This window comes from Pseudoalteromonas sp. H105 (assembly GCF_001469215.1).
GTDB lineage: Bacteria > Pseudomonadota > Gammaproteobacteria > Enterobacterales > Alteromonadaceae > Pseudoalteromonas.
In genome coordinates this window covers 57,432-78,964 of sequence record NZ_LOFH01000002.1, presented here as the reverse complement: position 1 = coordinate 78,964, position 21,533 = coordinate 57,432, and the positions used below count along the sequence as shown (strand labels likewise).

Here is a 21,533-nt window from a genome sequence, read left to right as displayed (position 1 = left end):
ATTGCTATACACATCACAAGTTGTGAAATGATTAAAAAGTTAAAAAATATTCTTTGAGTAAACTTAATTTATTAAAAAATAACTTTCAAAAAACAATTTTAAATTAGTGTTTTTAAATAAGAAAAATAAAGTATAAAATAATTTCATTATCATTTTTGTTACTTTCACAACTATTCACTTAGTTTCAAGACTCAGCAAATCAAAAGGCGTTTAATGGATACAACAAACTCAAGCCAATAAATGTTATCGCCATATACCTAACATCATTTGCAGCTTTGGGGGCGTGAGTCGGTTGATAAAGGCTGTATTTAAAAATGAATTAGGCCAATGAACCATACCGTTAAACATTAAAACGAAGTGTTGATTCAAGGGGAATCGAAAATGATAAATATAAAAATGAATAAACTTCATCTGGCAATAAGTGCATCACTGTTCACATCCACATTAAGCTTACCTATGGTAGCACACAGTGCTCAAGCGCAAAATACAGACGAAGTTGAGGTTATTCAAGTACGTGGTATTCGCGGTAGTGTTGTGAAATCGCTCAATACTAAACGTTATGCAAATACAATTGTCGATGCAGTTACCGCTGAAGATATTGGCAAATTCCCCGATCAAAATGTCGCCGAATCATTGCAACGTATCACGGGTGTTTCTATGAGTCGTGCATTTGGTGAAGGTGAAAGAATCAGTATTCGTGGTACATCTGAAAACCAGAACCGTACATTACTCAACGGCCAAGCGGTTGGATCAGCTGATTGGTGGGTTGATTCGTCAGCAAGTCGTGGTTTTAATTTTACTATGTTGCCTTCTGAAATTGTGTCTGGCCTTGAGGTCTATAAGTCGCCTGAAGCTGATATCGATGAAGGCTCGATCGGTGGTACGGTTATTGTAAGAACCCGTAAACCACTTGACCTTGATGCAAACAAAATTGCGGGTTCTATTTTAATGCAGCACAGTGAAGTTTCAGGTGAGACAGACCCTCAACTGGCTGGTTTATATAGTTGGAAGAACGATGAAGAAACGCTTGGTGCACTTATATCTGTATTCAAGCAGGTTCGTAATCTTCGCCGAGATGGTATTGAATCTTGGAGCTGGACGCACCGTGACATCACACTCGAAGACGGCACCGAAATAGACAATGTATATACACCTGGCGGTGGTGGCTCTGCAATGTTTACGCAAGAGCGGATCCGAACGGGTTTTAACCTAACATTACAATACCGCCCAACAGATGATATTGATATTACTTTCAATGCACTTGATTCGACAATGAAAGCCAACAATGCAAATCAAAACTTCTTATGGCTACCGGGCTATGGCGATTCTAAGTACACGTCTTTAGATGTAGTTCAACATGATAAAGTGGGCAACTTTGCACAAGCTGGCACACTAGGCCTATCTCCTGGCGGAAACAACATTCTTGATGAAACAAAGGTTCGTAATTCAGAATTAAAAACAAACTCATACGATTTAAAGCTTATTCATGAAGGTGAAAACTGGAAATCATCTTACCACCTAGGCGTGACCGAAGGCTCTGGTGGTACGCAGACTGACAGAAGTGTCGGTTGGGAAGGAAACGCAGTACATAGCTACAATGCAGCTAATGTTGAAAGTATTGAAACAAACTATGCAAAAAGCCCTGCTGATGGTTCACAGTGGGATTTAGGTTTTTTACGTTACGACTCAAATGATGCATTAGATAAAGAATACTACGCGCAAACAGACTTTGAACGGGCGATTGATGTTTCCGTTTTTAGCAAGCTCAAATTTGGTGTTAAATACCGTGATCATAAACGTGAAAATGTTCGCTTACAGTCTCAAACTCGCACGGATTTAGATTGGAGCTTAGCGGATTATTCAAACGCTTCACCCAGTGACTTTTTATCCGGAATTGGGACGAGTGGCACGCTAAGAAACTACGCAATGACTGATTTATCGAAAGTACGTAAAGACGGTGACGCACTCGATTGGCAATATAATTTATTATTTGATAGTAATTTTGCAATTGAAGAAAATATTTTTGCAGGTTACGTAAAAGCAGATATTGATGTTGAAGGAATGCGCGGGAATATTGGTGTTCGTTTAGTTGAGACAAAACAAACGACAGGCGCTTACGTAGGCCCGTCAGATGCCAAAGTATGGCAAGAAGAAGACACCAATTATTTTGATATATTACCCAGTTTAAACTTAGCAATCGATCTGAATGATGAGATGCTATTGCGCATTGGTGCAGCGCGCGTTATGACACGCCCAGACTATGCTGCAATGACAAATGCGACTACCTACAATACTGAAACTCGCGTGGGCACCGGTGGTAACTCAAACATTGACCCATACCGTGCAACTCAATTCGATGTAGGCTACGAATGGTACTTTGCTGATGCGGGTATTTTTTCGGCCGCCATTTTCTATAAAGACTTACAATCTACGCTAGGAAATAACACCCAAACCGAAGTATTTGATGGCATTGAAATTGAGATTAGTCGACCTATTAATGGCCCTTCTGGCACACTCAAAGGTTTAGAGCTTGGTTTTCAAACCGAAATCACGCAGGGCTTTGGCGTTGCAGCTAATTACACGTTTGTAGATGGTGAGTCAAAAGACGTCGAAGGTAATGATGTTTTAATACCTGGGATTTCAGAGCACACCTATAATATTAGCACGTACTATGAGTCAGACACATTTGGTGGACGTATTTCATATAACTACCGCACAGGCTATGATACGGGTCGTGCATGGCCAGGGTACCAAGATGATTATGGCCAAGTTGATGCAACATTTAATTATAATGTGACTGAAAACATCACCGCCGTTTTTGAAGCAACTAACTTAACCGACGAACATACGTTTAGCTATCAAGAAAAAGGCGTCAAACAAGCATTAACGGGTGTTTATGCTGATGGCCGCCGCTTTTCTGCAGGTATTCGTTTCAACTTTTGATAACGATTTAGTCGATACTCCTAGCTAACACAGGTCATCGACTCTCGCCAAGGATGGCCGCCCCTATGCCCAGGGGTTTAAAGCAGGCAACCTTTTTGGTTGCCTGCTTTTTTTATTAAATACATCGCATAATCGCGCTAGTAATAATAAACAAAACAAGTACAATCAGTAAGTAAAAACACCACTAAGTATATGTTAGCAATAACGCAAGTTTATTAAGTGTCAGCAAAATTATTTAACTACTCAGCCAAACTTACACCATGCTTTTTATTTTTAAAAGTGTGTATTTTTGTGTGTGGACTGCTGTCCGGGTTTAACGCTAAAGCAGACCTCCTGAGTGCAACACTTGATTACCACCAAGGCCACTTTTCAAAAGCAAAACAAGAATTTTTACAACTCGCGCAACTTGGCAATCCAGATGCGATTTACAACATAGCAGTAATGTATTTACACGGGCAAGGTGTTGAAAAAAATACAGCACAAGCCTATGCATGGTTTAGCCTAGCAGCTGATTTTGGCTTAATTGATGCGCGAGATACCGCCATGCTAATCGCTAAGCAAACGCAAAACAGACAACCTCTTGATGATGCTTATGATGCACTGTTAAAGCAACTTAGTTTTCAATGGTATAGCGAGCAGTTAAAACCCGAACTGACTATGACCCCCATTGATGACGCGGCAATCGTACGTGATTATATGGTCGAGCCTAAATACCCAGAGCATGCGTATAAAAATGGCATAGAAGGCTGGGTCTGGCTTGAATTTGATATAGACGAAAGCGGTGCGGTTACTGATATAACCATTATTGATTCCAACCCTGAAAAAACATTCGATAAAGCCATCATTAATGCCGTTAAACGCTGGCATTACCAAGCCAATAAAGATAACTTGCCTCACTACAATAGGTCACTAATTTACCATTTCACGACTTATAAAGGAAAACAATACGCGCAAAGCTTTAAAAGCCAACAACGTCAGTATAATGAAAAAATCACTGATTTAATTGATGCTGCTGAGCAAGGTAATGCCATTGTTCAATACTATATTGCAAATTGGCTTAGTTCTGATGAATACAATGCAACGCGTTTATTGAAATACCATTGGCAACAAAGTAATGCCAGTGATGAACTTTTATTAAAATCTGCAACAAATGGCTACGCCAATTCGCAATATCGTATTGGAGCAAATTTATTACGGGGTGAATACGGCAAAGTAGAGCGAGAAAAAGGCCTCAATTGGGTGTTACTCGCCGCGCAAAATGGATTCGCCCAAGCTCAATACCGATTAGGCAGAGAATTACTCGATAAAAAGTACCTTGATTATGCACCTAATAAGGCAATGAAGTGGCTAACAGCGGCTGCAGAACAAGGGTTATTTAGTGCTAAGAGAGAGCTTGCAAAGCTGCTATTCTCACTTGACAATGCAGATATGCCCGCCGTAAATAGAGCACTGGAATCAGCGTTAGCTGATGATCCAACTCACCCCGCCCTGCTCTTGATACAAGCGAAAATAATAACCCAAAAGGACCCGCGCGCAGCCAAAAGAATCGCACAAAAGGCATTAAAAGAAGCCAAAAGCAGACTTTGGTATACTGGCAATATTGACACTTTTATTGCATCACTGCCTTAATTGCTTTGTGTAAAAGAATATCGGTTTCAATGCCATCGACTTGGCTAAAGACCACGTGCGTTCCGTCAGCTGAGCTACTTATGTTTAAATTAATATCCAAATCGTAGCCATACACACCAAGTTCCTTGATGAACACGTTGCGCTTTTGCTCTGTTAAATAGCAATATAGCCGGAGTTGATGTCCTTGCCTGAGTACATAATACACTCCTGCATTAAACACCGCAGGCTTAAAAAGCGCTAGCGAAGGCAACAATTGTGATAACGGCAATTGATGCTCAAGCTCTGCAGCTAAAAAACTCGCGACATGTTGCTCATATTCAATATAAGAGGCATTAAGTTGCCAAAGTGAATGCTCTCCATCAAGCGTTTCTAATGATGCCTTGTCTTTTACTAAGGTATTACTTGTTAATTGAATATCATAACGCCAATCTTGCCATTGCCCTTGCGGATTCATTGCTTGGTAATAAATACTGTGGCTGTCTTGTGCCCAATGAACGCCATTGAGTTGTTCAAAACCAGAAATAATCGGCACTAACCGCCGAGAGAAGGTATTGATCAAATAAACATTATTCAGCTTATCCGCTAATAAAATGTTATCGCCATTTGGCGAAAATAATAAATACTTAGGTGTTATATCGCTGGGCAAAGTCGCAATCAAATTAGCACTTTTTCGTTGTTTATGTTTCAGCCATACTTCACTACGTGTAAACCCTGTTACCCCCCGTTTCTGTAATGAAATAAACGCACTTTGCTGGCCATCTAACGATACTGCTGGCAATATATCCATACGTGATGACGATGATAACTGCTGAGCACTTTTTAGTATTTTCTCTGTGCGTAAATCTAGTTCAATCTGATATAAATTAATACGAGCGTGCCCTTCAGCATGCGCAATATCGCCAGTAAGCGGGTTTATCGCAATGTCAGCAATAAAGCCTAAAGGTTGATGAATCGTTTGCTCGTTACTATCATACCCATAGCGTCTTAACGCATCATCCCCAAGCCAATAATAACCGCGCTCACTGTCTAATAGTAATGGCGCATGCGAATGGCGGCTTTGCTTTATCACGCTTCGTTTAAGCTTTGCATTTAAATCCACTTCGCTAAGGCTATACCAGCCAGCGTTCTTTTCTAATATAAGTAGCTTATTGTCAGTATTAATATCAAATGCTAATGGCTTAAAATCCCCGACCACTTGTTGTGATACTAATTTAGGGCTCGGGGTAAGTGATAATGTGTACTTAATTAAACGTGGTTGTTCATCCTGCCAGTGAGTTGTGTATATGGTGCGCTCATCAACCCAGTGTAACTTAGTTGGTCCGTGGCGTTGTTGGCATCTTGTAAGCCTAAACTCAGGGCTTAAACGCCACGTCTCAATGGCATTGGCAACAGACATAACTCGAATATCACAACTAATTGGGTCATATCTGAAGTAAGCTAACCATTTTCCATCAGGCGACCAAACCGGTGCTTCCTCAGAGTAACCTGAGTTTTTAATACTATGGACCGTTTTACTCTGATTATCGTACACTGCCAAATCAAATTGACTTTGTTGATCGTTTGATTGACTAAAGGCCAAGTATCGGCCATTCGGTGAATAACGTAAAAACACTTCAGCGCCAGGCGCAGAGGTTAATCGCGATTGATATTGATAATCTAACTGCGCCTGTTCGGGAGCTAATAAATATTGGCTTAATAAAGTAAATAATGCACCCAATACTAACCCAGCAAAAATAAACAGTGCAGAAGTGCGTGGACTCGCTGGCACAACCTTTTCAAGTATGGTCGGTGCATCACTCACGCTAGCAATCAGTTGATAACCTACCCGTGGAACTGTACGAATAAAATACGCTGTATTTTTATCATCGCGTAAACTTTTTCGTAATTGGGTCACCAATTGGCTAACAGAATTATCACTGACAACGACATCAGGCCAAACAGCATCCATTATCGTGTCTCGCGTTACCGCTTGCCCTTTTTGGGAAATCAGTAATCGAAGCAGCTGCAACTGTTTAGCCTCAATTGGGCACCATTTTCCTGCCACCTTAATTTTTAATGCGGCAAAATCAATAAGCACATCATTGAGTAATAACTTTTTTGGTTCTGCTTTTGACATTGTTTGGTTTTTACACAGGTTAATCTATGGTTAAATAAGCGGATAAAGCGTATTATAGGCAAATACGGTACACAATAGCATAGCAAACTGCGACGTACTTATTTTATAACTGCTTCTCATAATTAGTATTTTCTCATGTTGTTTTAGTTGGGTTGAATATGACAATAAAAATCATAAGTTTTGTTAACATAACCGTTATTCTTAGTGTCTTCTTCGCCTCGCTCGGGGTCGCTAAAACGGATCCTCAAACAAACCCAAGTCAATTAGAAACCATACAAATTAGGGGTTACCATGACAGCGCTGTCAAGTCTCTTTTGGACAAACGCGATAGTCAATCTATTATAGATACTATTAGCGCACAAGACATCGGGAAATTTCCTGATAAAAATGTGGCAGAAGCACTCCAAAGGGTGACTGGCATTTCACTTTCAAGGGCACAAGGTGAAGGTGAACGCGTAGGAGTCAGAGGCACAACACCAGAGCAAAACCGGACATTTTTGAATGGCCAGTCTATTGCATCAGCTGATTGGTGGATCTCGACCCAGCCCAACAGAGGATTTAATTACACATTATTGCCCGCGGAATTAGTCGCCTCTTTGGAGGTATATAAAACACCGCAAGCAGATCACAATGAAGGGTCATTAGGGGGCACTGTCAATATAAAAACCCAGCGCCCTTTGCACATACAAAGTAATCAGTTTGTAATTAATGCGCAAATGCAATACAACGATTTATCTGGTGAATTTGACCCTCAGCTAAATACGTTTTACAGCTGGAAAAACCCTGAAAAAGATCTCGGGATACACCTTACATTTACTCGAAATCATCGCTCTTTAAGACGTGACGGTCTAGAATCATGGGGCTGGCACGAGCAAAACTTTAATAAAAATACGCAAAACCAACTGACCGCAACAACAGATGAAAATGCAGATGTAAAAAACATTTGGACAGCTGGCGGTGGCGGCTCTGCTATTTTTCAACAACAACGAATATTAACAAGCGCAACAGCAAGCATCGAATACCAACCTAATCTTAACTGGAACATACAACTCAACACCTTATACTCAGTGCTTAATGCTGATAACAGTAATCAAAATTTTTTATGGCAACCAAGCACCGTATTTGCAAGAGGCGGTCACATTAGTTCTCCAGTGATTGTTGATGGTACGCTTGCTTATGCTAAATACTCAACAGTGCCCAACAATAACTCACAAAACTTACCTTTTAGCACAGCCATGGAGGCTATTTGGCGTGAATCACAAATTGATACCAGTAACCTGCACTTATTAATAACACAACAAGCAAATTTGTGGCAAAACCAGTATCAAATAGGTTTCACAAAAGGGGGGGGAGGCTCTAAACAAGATTACACATCTCAGTTTTCGACTAATACCGCGTTTACAGTTGATACACGCCAAAACAAGAATATAATCGCAAACTATGATGTATCACCACTTGATGCGCAGGCGTGGCAACTGACTGAAGCACGCAATGATAGCCAAGACTCAAATGATCAAGAGCTATATCTGCAAGGTGATTTTGAACGTGTGGTTGATCATTCACTCATTAGCGCTTTTAAACTGGGTGCGAAATATAGAGATCATAAGCGTGATTTTATTCGTTACCGCTCTTTTAATGGTGCATTTGATGGTTTAGTCCAACAACTTGATTGGACTTTAGCCGATTACCCTGGGCAATTTCCAACGGGCTTTTTAGCTGACATTGGTAATGCACAAACACTAAAAGAATATAGCTATGCAGATATTAATAAACTATCTCGCGATTTTAAAAATATAAATTTTAACCAGCAAGAAGAAAAAGCAAGCCGATTTGATATTCAAGAACGCACATTAGCAGGTTATGTTAAATTAATGCTGGAAGGACAAGATTACCGCGCAAACCTAGGGTTAAGACTAGTAAACACAGAACAAGATGCGAGTGCATATAAGCGCATTGGCTCACCGATTTCACAACAGCAAAATTTTGTTTGGCAGCAACATAATAAAAGCTATATTGATATTTTGCCCAGCGTCAATGTGAGTATCGACCTGACTGAAAACCTAATTGCGCGGATCAGTGCAGCTCGTGTGATGTCGCGTCCACAATATAACCACTTAATGCCTTCAACTAACTACAATGTTACTCAAGCACAAGGCCAAGGCGGGAATCCAGATTTAGATCCCTATCGTGCAAGCCAATTTGATTTTAGCCTCGAATGGTATTTTGATGATGCCGCCTTACTTTCGATGGCCCTATTTAACAAAGACGTTGAGTCATTTGTTGAATTTAAGCGTACCATTGAACAGCATGAAGGTATAAACATGACCATAGATCGCCCAATCAATGGGAATGGAGGCACAATACGTGGTGTTGAATTAGGGTATCAGCAAGAGCTGTTTTATGGTGTAGGTCTCATTGCTAATTACACCTTCGTGGATGGTAACCGCACTGATAGCTCAACAGGTCGCAAAAATTATGTGCCTGGCACCTCAAAACACACGGTTAATTTAACAAGCTACTATGACAATGAATGGCTCAGTGCACGCTTAGCTTATAATTATCGAACACATTTTGCCACTGGCGTCGGCGAAGCTATCATGGACGATTTTGGCCAACTAGATGGGAATCTCACTTTTAAAATCAGTAATCACCTCGATTTTATCATTGAAGCAATTAATCTCACTGATGAAATTACACATATCTACGAACGTAACCGCTATGCACCCACTGGCATTTATCAAAATGGCCGACGGTTTTATTTTGGTGTACGCTACAGCCATTAGTCGTTAGTGTTTGGACATTAATCGCATATTTTAGTATTTGAGGGACACCTTGATATACTGTCAAAATAACTATTACAAGCGAAGGAAATACCCATGCTAAAAACCAGCTTAGCGTTAGCCATTGGACTTTCAAGTTCATTAGCTTTTGCTGCGACCCCTCTTACAATTGAAGATATCCCAAAAATTCAATCTGTAATTCAAACAAGTGTTAGCCCTGATGGCGATTCAGTTGCTTTTACTCGCTCAGTACCTCGCACCCTTTATGTCGATGAAAACGGCAGTAATTACAGTGAATTATATGTCGTTGACGATGAAGGTTTAGAACGCCCTTTCATTACCGGCTCTGTTAGCATTAAGAGTATTCAATGGTCAAACGACAGTAAAACAATTTATTTTTTAGCCAAATTAAAAGATGAAAAATTTACTGCACTTTACCAAATTCCTGTTGATGGCGGTGAAGCACAAAAAGTACTTTCACTTAAAGGCACATCGATTTCTAGCTACCAACTTAGCCCGAATAATAAGCAACTTGCAATTTTAGCAATGCCTGCTGCTGACAAGTCTGAAAAAGAACTAAAAAAATTAGGCTTTAAAGCTGAAGTATATGAACTTGGCTTAAAGAACAAGCAACTTTTTATTGTTGATTTAGAACAATCAGATAAAGCGCTGACTCCGACAGCGTTGAACGTTGAAAATTATGTTAGTGATGTTAATTGGGCTGCCAACGGCGAAAAACTTCTTGTTAAAACACAGCCTACCGCTTTAATTGACGACCGATACACTAAATCTATGTGGCATTTATATGACGTTGCCAGTAACCAAGTGACATTGTCGTTTAAAACGGAAGGTAAATTAGGCGATGCAGAGCTTTCTCATGATGGTAAATACATTGCAATCATCGGTGCTGAAGATAAACATGACCCAGCTACAGGTCGTTTATACATAGCAGACACCAAAACAGCAAAAATCACTGAATGGCTGCCAAACTTTATGGGCCATATCGCTGACATAGAGTGGTCAAACAAGCGCAACACACTTAATTTTATTGCAAATGTTGGCACGCAAAGCTACGTAGCAAGTATTAAAACTGGCTCTAAAAAATACAAAAAGCTGATCAAAGAAGGTCAATTTATCGCGTCAAACTTAAGCATTTCTGACTCAGATAAAACAATTGCGCTTCGTGGTAACACAGCTAAGCACCCTAACGAAGTATTTATCGTACGTAAGAGTAAAGCCGAGCGTTTAACTGATTCAAATAGCTGGTTGAACGATAAGCGCTTTGCAAAACAAGAAACGATTTCTTTAAAAGCCCGCGATGGCGTTGAAATTGATGGCGTACTAGTCTACCCGCTTGATTACAAAGAAGGCACGCGTTACCCATTAATTATGTCTGTCCATGGAGGCCCAGAAAGTCATGATAAAGACGGTTGGATAACAAACTACTCTCGTCCAGGCCAAATGGGGGCTGCACGGGGTTATGCCGTATTTTATCCGAATTACCGTGGCTCGACGGGTAAAGGGGTTGATTACTCAAAGCTTGGTCAAAATGACTATGCAGGAAAAGAGTTTGACGATCTTGTTGATTTTAAAAATCACCTCGTTGATATGGGCTTAGTTGATACTAGCCGTGTAGGTATCACGGGTGGCTCTTATGGTGGCTATGCATCAGCATGGGCAGCAACCAAATTAACAAAACACTTTGCAGCAAGCGTGATGTTTGTCGGTGTAACGAACCAACTATCTAAATTTGGTACAACTGATATTTCAAACGAAATGAACTTAGTTCACGCACGTTCATACCCGTGGGATAAATGGCAGTGGTACTTAGAGCGCAGCCCTATCTATTGGGCTGGGCAGTCTGAAACCCCTTTATTGATTATGCACGGTAAGGACGACCCACGTGTTCACCCTGCCCAGTCAATGGAAATGTACCGCTACATGAAAGTACAAGGTAAAGATGTTCGCTTGATTTACTACCCAGGTGAAGGTCACGGTAACCGTAAAGTGGCTGCACAATACGATTACAGCTTACGTTTAATGCGCTGGATGGACAATTATTTAATTGACGGTAAGAAAGACATGCCAGCCTTTGAAATTGATCACGCGGCTAAATTAAAAGCAATAAAAGACGCGAATAAATAAGCATAAAATTAAAAATGTAATGAGTCCAAAGGCTAGCCATTCTGCGCTAGCCTTTTTCATTTTAGCCTGTAATTTTTACAAATAGCTACTTACAAAACCTATCACTGTATATATAAAAAAGGTGAAAAAGCCACCTATCAAGACTAAACAACACGTTAATAAGCAAAGAGCACTATTGAAGTTTTAAGCATAACGTTACGATCACGATAAACTACGTTCAGTTGTAAATGCATTCAGGCAACTCTGAAAATCGTCAACGCCAGATGAATAAACTAAACCATGAATTTAAGCACCACGCTAAATTCGTAGGGCTATTTTTATAACCCTTTAACGTGTAAAGATTAACGCAATAAAAACGCGCATAGTGTTGCTGAACATCCCGGTCAACTACTACCCGTCATTTATCCAACTTAATGACTTAACTGGGCGCATTAAAATCGAGTTTTCCGTCCCTACCTTAATAAAATGTATTACCATTTAGTAAAAGTAAGAAAATCAGCCAATTAAAAAGCAATATAACAAAGCATTTAAATGGTAAACAACACCGAATTTCATTGAAAAAATAAAATAACTAACTATTTATCAAAAAGATAAACCATTATTAATCTCTCCCTCACTGCCTTTCAAAGTATCGATGGTTAAAAATAAGTTAATTAAAAACATTAAATATGTTGACCTAATGGAAGCATTATCATACGCTTTGTAAGCGCTTACATAGAGAGCGCGAATTTTATCACACACATGTAAGCGCTTACATGCACATTTGTAAAAATGAACTATGCTAAAAAAGCGCTTCCATTTATTAAGTCGACTGGGGTTCACATAATGAACATGACAACATCCAATCTTAGCCGTTTCTTTGCAGCCACTTCATTAACAATGTTGGTCGGGTGCGGTGGCGGTGCTGAAACAAAATCTGATTTAACAGCTGTCGAACCAAGCGAGCCCGTCTCTGATTGGGTGATGGTTTGGAGCGATGACTTCGACGGCCAAGCTATTGATACAGCAAAATGGAATTTCGAGCTAAATTGCGCTGGAGGTGGTAATAATGAAAAACAATGCTACACCGACAGCAGTGAAAACGCATTCATAAGCGAAGGCATCCTAAACATTGTTGCCTTACCCGCAGAAGAAGGGGCAGAAAAACCGTACACTTCAGCTCGCTTAACAACACAGTACAAAGCCGATTTTACTTACGGTCGGTTTGAAATGAGAGCAAAGCTCCCTTCAGGTCAAGGTAGCTGGCCTGCATTTTGGATGATGCCAACAGACTCAGAATATGGTGGTTGGCCTCGCTCTGGTGAAATTGATATTCTTGAAGCGGTAAATTTAAAGGCAGTTGCTGAAGACGGCACTGTTGAATCAAACATTTACGGCACACTCCATTACGGTCGTGAATGGCCAAATAATGCAAGTTCAGGCAAAGCCTATACATTTCCAGAAGGCATGAACCCAGCAGACGACTTTCACACTTATGCAATTGAGTGGCAAGAAGGCGAAATACGCTGGTATGTTGACGGCTATTTATATGCAACACAACGCCGCTCTGAAATACGCTATAACTCAAAAGATGAAGCTGTTGGCCTGAAACACAAAGGTTGGTTTGCAGAATACTTTGAACAAGGTAGTGGCGAACTCACAACTCATTGGGATACTGCCCCCTTCGATAAAGACTTTTTCCTCATTCTAAACCATGCAGTTGGTGGTGACTGGCCTGAGAATGTAAATAATCTAGGCATTGATGAAACGGCATTTGCAGAAGGTCAAAGCTTTGAAGTTGACTATGTACGTGTTTATGAATGTAAATCAGACCCAGCCACAGGCAAAGGCTGTGAAACGGTTCGTCCAGGTTACGATAGCTTAGATGATGCACTTGTCGAAGGTGCAGCCCCAGTGCCAACACCACCGAGTGATGGCGTAGCTAAAAACTTAAACATCTTTGACGGCGGCTTAAACTCAAGCTGGATCGCATGGGATTGCTGTGGTGGCACAGTGCCAGCTATTATTACTGATGCAGACAAAGGCGATGTAGTACAATTTAATATCAATGACAATAACGGCACTGTGTTGGGCTTCTCTACACGTGGTGGTCACTTTCCTGATGACTTTGCAGGTACATCTGCACCATTTGATGCATCTCCATTAGTAGACGTAAATGGCCGTGTAAGCTTTGAAATGAAAGTCGTTACTCCGCCTAATGCTGATACAACATGGTTATTAAAAGCCGAAGCCGGTGACGGTGGTCCAAATACCGGTGATGTTGCACTAAACGAGAGTTTAGAAGGTGTAGACCCTGTTGTTGGCCAATGGCAAACCTATACATTCCCCCTTTCTTTCTTACAAGAAAAAGGACTTGATCTAAGCGCGATTGACGTATTAATGATTTTCCCAGCATGGCAAACAGGCGAAGGTGCAGAGTACCTTATTGCTAATATTGCGATTGAAGGTGACCTAGGTGCATCGCCAGAGGTTGTTTTATTTACTGATGGACAAAACCTTGATTGGCCAATGTGGGATTGCTGTGGTGGTTCAACACCAGTTGAAGCAATGGATGACGACGAACATGGTTTAACTGCCGAGTTTAGTATTGGTGAAGCGCCGACTGTAATGGGCTTCAACACCCGCACGTCAGCAGGTGGTAGCGGCAAGCCATTTGACGCAAGTAGCATTTTAGAAAGTGGTGTACTTCAGTTTGACGTGAAAGTGATGACGGCTCCTAATAGTCCAGACTCAACATGGGTCATGAAAATTGAATCGAACGAAGGTGACTCAGCGGTAGAACTTCCATTAACAGACGCAGGTGATGCACCCGTTGTAGGTGAGTGGAAAACATATACGTACACACTTTCTGATCTTGCAGGCGCAGGTTTAGATGTAAGTGCACTGGATGTAGTGATGATCTTTCCAGCATGGGGCACAGGTGAAGGTGCGGTATACCGTGTTGATAACGCAAAAATATACGACCCAAGCGCAGTTGCACCAGCAGGCAACGAACTGACCGTATTTAAAGATACAGCTGCCGATATGTGGAGTATCTGGGATTGCTGTGGTGGCTCGACACCAACAGAGCCAACAGATGATGACGCACATGGCACAGTTGCACAATTTGAAATTGGTGCTGCACCTACGGTAATGGGCTTTTTAGCTGATGAAGGTGTTTCGTTTGATGCATCAGCTATTTTAGCGACTGGCGTTGTTCAATTTGAAATGAAAATGGTGACTCCACCTAATGCTACAGATGCACAATGGTTGTTTAAAATTGAGTCAACAGGCGCCGCAACGGCTGTAGAGCTGCCTCTTGCTGACAGTGCTGAAGGCGAAGTTCCCGTTATTGGGCAGTGGCAAACATATACATTTACATTGCAGTCCTTGTTTGATGCAGGCTTAGATATTAGTGATATCAACGTACTTATGATTTTCCCAGCGTGGGGCTCAGGTGAAGGTGCCGTGTATCGTGTTGATAATGTAGTTATCGCGAACCCGTAATACACCTTATTAAGTGGCAAATAACCAACAGCATTGTTTATTTGCCTACCCTAACAAATTTAGTAAAAGCAGAGCAATTATGAACACAATTAAGTTTAAAAAAAGCCAATTAGCGGCTTCTGTGTCACTTATCATCGCTGCAAGCACATTTAATTTAGCTTACGCAGCGCAAGAAGAAACTGCCGAACCAGAGCTAGAAATTATTGAAGTAAAAGGTATTCGTGGCTCATTGATTCGTTCAATGGATGTTAAACGTGATGCATCGGGTGTGGTTGATGCAATATCAGCTGAAGAAATGGGGAAGTTCCCTGACACCAATCTAGCAGAATCACTGCAACGTATTACCGGTGTATCTGTGAGTCGTTCAAATGGTGAAGGCAGCCAAATTACTGTGCGTGGTTTTGGCCCATCCTTTAACCTAGTAACACTAAATGGTCGCCAAATGGCGGGCACAGGTTTCACACGCTCTTTCAACTTTGAAAACTTATCATCTGAAGGCGTGAGTTCTTTAGAGGTAATGAAAACAGCTCGTGCAGAAATGCCAACGGGTGGCTTGGGTGCAACCGTTAATATAGTTACCGCAAAGCCATTACAAAAACCGGGTGAACGGTTTTCATTCATGGCTAAAGGGATTCATGATTCGTCTGTAGCAGAAGGTGATGAAGTAACCCCTGAGATTGCTGGCATCTATAGCAATACATTTGATGATGAGCGCTTTGGTGTATCGGCAAACTTCTCTTACCACCGCCGTGATTTTCAACGACAATCAGCCAATGTCCGCTCATGGTTAGTGAACCCTAACTTATCTTTAGATGCTGAAAACATTACTGATAATCGCCCAACCGATGCCGACGGTAACCCAGCACAACAGTATACGGATGCTAATGGAGAACGCGTTGCAGCGGCTTTCTTCCCACAAGAGATCAGTTTTGCTAAAGACGACATTCAACGTGAACGCCTTAATGCACAAGCAACGTTCCAGTTTGCCCCTACTGATGATTTAACCTTTACCCTTGATCACACAATTTCAAATGCCGTGACGGGTAATAACTCATTATCGTGGGGTATTTGGAATGGCTCATTCGGCGGTAATGCTAACGCATATGAACTTGATGAAAATGGCACAGCCATCTATTACAATTCAGCGGGTGATGACGCATCATTTACCGCATTTCGTGAAACGACTGAAGTTGATGCAAAAGCAACTGGCTTAAACGTTGAGTGGCTCGCCACCGAAAACCTTAGTTTTACGCTTGATGCTCATACGTCAAAAACAACCATTGATAATGGTAAAGACACGGGGTTAAATGCCAATGGCCGTATTATCTTAGGGTCAGCTGATATTGCCTCAAAAGAATACTCCTTCCGTGAAGGCGATGTACCCGGTTTTAACGTTAACTGGAACAATGGCACACAAGAAATCAGCCCAAATCAGATTGGCTCTAATTTCAGTATTTTCACTCGCACTCCCGGTGAATCTGAAGTATCTCAAGTGCAGCTTGATGGTAAATTATTTACCTATACCGATATTGGCCTTGAAACAGTTAAATTTGGTGCCGCTTTCACTAAGCAATCATTAAGTGGCTGGGGGGGATCAAACAATGCTAATGCACCAGGCTTTAATAATGGCACCTTTGCTGAAATATTCCCTGACGCAATGTTTGAGCGTGTTGACTTAGCGAACTTCCTTGATGAGTTTTCGTTTGGTCCAAACGGCGTAGCGCCAGGTTATGCATACACGTATGATTTTGATGAAGCGTTTGCACGTCAAAGTGCATTCCTAACAGAAGACGTACTGGGTAGCGACGTGTATCAAATTGGTAACTTTGATGGCTTCCCAACCAACAAAGTTGAAGAAGAAACCATCAGTTTATACCTTTCTACAAACTGGGTATTTAACGTTAGTGATTACGATGTATTCGTAAATCTCGGCGTGCGCTACGAAGAAACTGATATTGTCAGTCCAGCTAAAAGCCGCGTGGCTGAACAAGTATATTGGGCAGGCGGCTCTGAGTGGATAACGCAGTTTGCCAGTGGCGGTGAGTTAGTCGAAGTTGACTTTAAAGGCGAGTACGACTTACTGCTTCCGATGATCGATATTAAAGTCGATTTATCTGACGATTTAGTCTCTCGCGTATCCTGGGGTCAAACAATATCAAGACCTACGTTAGGCGCTATGCTAGGTAACCTAAGCCTTACCCCCTCTCCTAAGTTAAACTCACGCAGTGGTAGTCGTGGTAATCCAAACTTAAAACCATTTAAATCAACTAACTTTGATTTAAGCTTGGAGTATTACTACAACGAAGGCAGTTATGCAGCGGTTGGTCTATTTTGGAAAGACGTTGATGACTGGATTGATAACACGCAAGTTAATGCAACCTACGAAGGCCTGCATGACGTCTACTTAGGTGAGCGCTGGAACAATGCAGTGGCTGCCATTGAAGGCCGTGGTGAACAAGCAACCGACGGGGCAATTTACAATGAAATTGTTGCAAATGGCGTAGGTATTGGTGAAAACAACCGTATTTTACCAGACCCAGCAACCGATCCTTTAATTGAGTGGACCATTGAGTCGCCTGAAAATGTTGGCGCACGTAAAGTTAATGGTGTCGAAGTCTCTATTCAGCATTTATTTGGTGAATCTGGCTTCGGTGCGGGCTTTAATGCGACCATGGTAGACGGTGATGTAGAGTATGATAACTACATACTTGCCTCTCAAGCCGTTTTAGCAGGATTAAGTGACTCTGCAAATCTGCAAGGTTTTTATGAAAAAGATGGCTTATCTGTAAAAATTACCGGTGCATGGCGCGACCAATACCTAATAGCTCAAGGCTTACCTGACTCAGGTGCAACTGCACCACCGCAGTATGCTGAGGAATACCTACAATGGGATGTCAGTGTTAACTATGAAGTTAGCGAAAGTACCACTGTCTTTTTCGAAGGTGTTAACTTAACGAATGAAACTGAACGCTCATTTAGTCGCTTCGAAAGTCAGTTCTTGAGCGCAGCTCAATACGGGCCGCGATATGCAATTGGCTTTAGATATTCAATGGGTAACTAAAACACTTTAAATAACACGGCATTTCCCTATTGCTAACACTAAAAGCCGCTCTAAGAGCGGCTTTTTTATGTCTATATGCCCATGCCCTATAGCAATTAAAACCCCTCATCATCACTTGAAACAGTCACGAAAAGCGTCTCATCAATATCCATTTGCACTAAAAAGTTAATAGGCTTACAACACACTTGGCAATCTTCAATGTACTGCTGATCCAAATCACTGGGATCAATCAAGATATCTAAACGTTCACCACAGTAAGGGCATGTGATGGTACTCTGTGTTAATTGATTCATTACAATAGCTCCTTACACTATAAAGTTTAATGAGTGCATACTGCTTTACTTAGAGACTCAGCTCATCTGCTTGATACTTTATCATTGTGATAAAAAACCTAAAACAATTCATCGCTTTTCAAAGTAGCCATTGCCTAAACGCACTTAATTTACTGTAAGTCTAGTTTAAGACGCACGCCTCGCTGCTGTAAACTTAACGTCTTGGTCGCGCAATAAGTAAAGCGCAAAACATGCCGCCCACATTGGCCATGCTGCAAAAACAGTAAATTATTAAATCCATCAAGGTATTGTGCGTAAGATGAGAGTGTTGAAGCGCCATGCATTAAAAAGATTAAACCATAAGTAATACGCTTTTTGATACCCGCCATAAATGCAAGAACCAATACCAACTGTAAACTCCCCAAAATATAGGCTATGGTATCAGTAGATCCGCTAATACCATAAAAATGTTCGAAAACGCGTGCGCTGTGCCCTGGGTTAACAAACTTATCTAGCGTCCACATTAGCATAACGATGAAGACACCTAAGCGCAGTGAAAAAAGCGCCCAGTGCAAACGTTTTTGTGTATCCGGGGTGATTGAATGTGTCATTGTTTATCCTTTTGGATTAATTGCATAAAAGACAACAAGACCGAATAAACAGGTTTTTATTACAAAAAGTAATAAAATACATTCTTTTGAAAGTATTTTTACCCCCTTAGGGTCTCATACATCGTATATAAACTATTTAATTCCAGTGAGATGATTTTGAAATACGCATTTTTAGCACTAAGCATTTGTGCCAGCTTTACATCTGTCGTAAAAGCAAACAACGAAATTGAAGTAATCCAAGTATCCGCAGAAAAACTAAAGGCCCATCAGTTATCACCTAAAGATGCGAAAATAAGCGGACCATTCGGGGATGACCTCGCCCTTGCTGATATAGCCCGTGCGATTACTCCAATTAGTAGCGACATGATTGAGCAACTCAACATCACCACTTTACAAGATATTTTAGCGGTTACACCAAACAGTTACGCCGCCAGTGGCTTTGGTGCTCCGAGTTTACCCACACTTCGCGGTCAATTGGGTGAACTTTATCAAGATGGCGTTCGTCGACAAGCGGGTAACAATGGCTTTGGTATTCCCGTATCGTTTAATGCAATAGAGCAAATTGATGTGGTAAAAGGCGCGCCGCCAGTCTTATTTGGCAGTAGCCAACGCAATGGTGGATTCGTTAATTTACATTCAAAAACAGCCAACACTGAAACCTCACAAGGCAAAGCGAGCTTATCAGCAGGGCGTTGGGATCACTACAGTGCGCAACTCGATTATTCAGCGCCTATTGTAAAAGGTGAAAGTGGTTTCAGAGTGAGTGCTGAACATATTGATAATGGAAGTTTTTATGACTATGCAGGATACCAAAGTGATAGCTTATTTGCCGCCGTGCGATTTTTGCCCGATGACAAAACCAGCTGGGATCTAAACTTTGAGCTCTATCATGTTGAGTTTACTGATAACGCAGGTATAAACCGCCCCACGCAGGCATTAATTGATGACGGACTTTATATTACCGGCCAAGGCACACAACCTAATGGCAGCACAGTGCCTGGTGCAGGGGCTATTGTCTCTCCCACTGGCCAAGTGGTTTTACCACGTAATCAAGTTTTGACAGACCCCGACAATATAAATGATGCTACAACGTATTTATTTCATAGCGTGTATAAACGTGAGCTCAGTAATCAATTAACCCTCAAAAATATTACTTATTTTCAGCATTTAGAACGCGAAGAAATTGCGCAAAATAGCTTTGTAGAAATTATTGATGGCGCCAACACCGCGCAAAACCGTACTGAATTAAGTTATCAATGGGCTGATAATCAAAATACTTTATTCGCCTTTGATGTGCGGTATAACAAGGTAAAAGGCTTCAGCCAATTTACCACTGAAGCAGACTCCCCTATTGACTTAACCGGCCCCATTGAAAGCCGTCGTATACCGCTTACAGCAGAGCAACAAGCACGCCTAGTTGAGTTACGTCCCGGCGTGTTTGTATCACCCGGTGGCCAATACGATATAAATAATGACGGAAGTGGTGATTTTTCACTTTCAGACACCACTAACTCCACCAGCTTGCAAACAGGTATTGCGATTCAACACGATAGCCAATGGACAAGTAAGGTTCGTACCAGCGTAGGTTACCGTATTGACTATTATGACGTTAAAGCAAGCGACCCTATTGCACCTCTGGGGCAAATAGCTGCCAGTGATAACATTTATGAAACCCTTCACTCAGGCCAAGCAAGTATTAACTACAAACTAACGCCTGCAATCACAAGTTACATGGCAGGAAGTTACAACCAAGCAACCTCGAACAGTATGGCTGGGGGGAATGTATTAGGGGGTGACAACAAAATTAGTGCACAAAACTTTGCAACTGATAACACGCTAGCTGAAGTGGGCTTAAAATACGCACCAGCAGACAGTGCATGGTACGTCGACGGCGCGCTATTTAATCAACGCCGCAGCTTGCGTAATCGAGATGGTAGTAATACTGGCATTCGCACTCAAGGCTTCGAAAGTCAGGCGTTTTATGATGCAACCAATTATTGGTTTAGTGTTGGTTATAGTTATATTGATGCCCGATACGACAACTCAGCTAGCAGCCAAGGTGCAAAACAAGTTTCCGATATATTTGACAACTCACGACCTGACATAATAATCGGCACCGGAGGTGGCGCACCTAATTTTACTGCATTCGCGCCGTCTTCTCAGCGCGTGCAAGGGATACCTGAACAGTCCGTAAGTATAAATGGCGGTTTTTCAATTACCCCAAAGTGGGATATTGGGCTGGGCGGTATTTATACCAAAAGCTATCCTTTAGACTATTTAGCAACTGTTTATGTGCGCGACCAATACACACTCAATCTAAACAGTCGCTATGCATTCAATGAACAAATGGCTTTGCGTTTAGATATTACCAATGTAACAAACCAAGAGAACTGGCGACCTGTGTTTGAAGGCGGTTACTTTGGCGCAACACTGGTTTATCCAGAGCTGCCAATTCATGGCAAATTGACGTTTACCTATAATTTTTAATAG

The 21,533-nt window shown here is 41.4% G+C and carries 9 protein-coding genes and 1 pseudogene; 7 read left to right on the top strand and 3 right to left on the bottom strand.

Features of this window, described 5'->3' with window-relative positions; translation table 11 throughout:
* The first annotated feature begins 381 nt into the window (after nt 1-381).
* Together ATS75_RS03940 and ATS75_RS03935 are read left to right on the top strand one after the other, a co-directional pair.
* Complete coding sequence (locus tag ATS75_RS03940; protein ID WP_058559133.1) at nt 382-2,943, top strand: TonB-dependent receptor; 2,562 nt, start codon at nt 382-384, stop codon at nt 2,941-2,943.
* A 219-nt stretch (nt 2,944-3,162) separates the two neighbouring features.
* The gene (locus ATS75_RS03935) at nt 3,163-4,572 is read left to right on the top strand and encodes a TonB family protein (protein WP_235591122.1); all 1,410 of its coding nucleotides are present in this window, start codon (nt 3,163-3,165) and stop codon (nt 4,570-4,572) included.
* Here the strand turns inward: ATS75_RS03935 and ATS75_RS03930 are convergent.
* Nucleotides 4,553-6,688, bottom strand: coding sequence for a winged helix-turn-helix domain-containing protein (locus ATS75_RS03930; protein WP_058559132.1), 2,136 nt, complete (start codon nt 6,686-6,688; stop codon nt 4,553-4,555). The two genes, ATS75_RS03935 and ATS75_RS03930, sit on opposite strands and share 20 nt — an antisense overlap.
* Nucleotides 6,689-6,846: 158 nt before the next feature.
* Between ATS75_RS03930 and ATS75_RS03925 the strand changes: the two genes are divergently transcribed.
* The 4 genes from ATS75_RS03925 to ATS75_RS03910 all read left to right on the top strand — a co-directional run bounded on the left by ATS75_RS03925 (nt 6,847) and on the right by ATS75_RS03910 (nt 18,160).
* Nucleotides 6,847-9,471, top strand: coding sequence for a TonB-dependent receptor (locus tag ATS75_RS03925; RefSeq protein ID WP_058559131.1), 2,625 nt, complete (start codon nt 6,847-6,849; stop codon nt 9,469-9,471).
* A gap of 93 nt (nt 9,472-9,564) precedes the next feature.
* Entirely contained in the window at nt 9,565-11,613 is a 2,049-nt protein-coding gene (locus tag ATS75_RS03920) for a S9 family peptidase (RefSeq protein WP_058559130.1), read from the top strand.
* 825 nt (nt 11,614-12,438) lie between these two features.
* Nucleotides 12,439-15,099 carry a glycoside hydrolase family 16 protein gene (locus ATS75_RS03915; protein ID WP_058559560.1) on the top strand — a complete coding sequence of 887 codons (2,661 nt, stop codon included), beginning with the start codon at nt 12,439-12,441 and terminating at the stop codon, nt 15,097-15,099.
* A gap of 79 nt (nt 15,100-15,178) precedes the next feature.
* Entirely contained in the window at nt 15,179-18,160 is a 2,982-nt protein-coding gene (locus ATS75_RS03910) for a TonB-dependent receptor (protein WP_058559129.1), read from the top strand.
* Between the two features lie 95 nt (nt 18,161-18,255).
* Here ATS75_RS03910 and ATS75_RS03905 read toward each other — a convergent pair whose 3' ends face one another.
* Both ATS75_RS03905 and ATS75_RS03900 read right to left on the bottom strand, forming a co-directional pair.
* On the bottom strand, nt 18,256-18,453 hold the full coding sequence (locus tag ATS75_RS03905) for a CPXCG motif-containing cysteine-rich protein (protein WP_058559128.1): 198 nt from the start codon (nt 18,451-18,453) through the stop codon (nt 18,256-18,258).
* 165 nt (nt 18,454-18,618) lie between these two features.
* Nucleotides 18,619-19,043 (bottom strand): annotated as a pseudogene (locus ATS75_RS03900) (hypothetical protein).
* Nucleotides 19,044-19,199: 156 nt separating this feature from the next.
* Here ATS75_RS03900 and ATS75_RS03895 point away from each other — a divergent pair.
* Nucleotides 19,200-21,530 carry a TonB-dependent receptor gene (locus ATS75_RS03895; protein ID WP_058559559.1) on the top strand — a complete coding sequence of 777 codons (2,331 nt, stop codon included), beginning with the start codon at nt 19,200-19,202 and terminating at the stop codon, nt 21,528-21,530.
* The last annotated feature ends 3 nt before the right edge of the window (nt 21,531-21,533 follow it).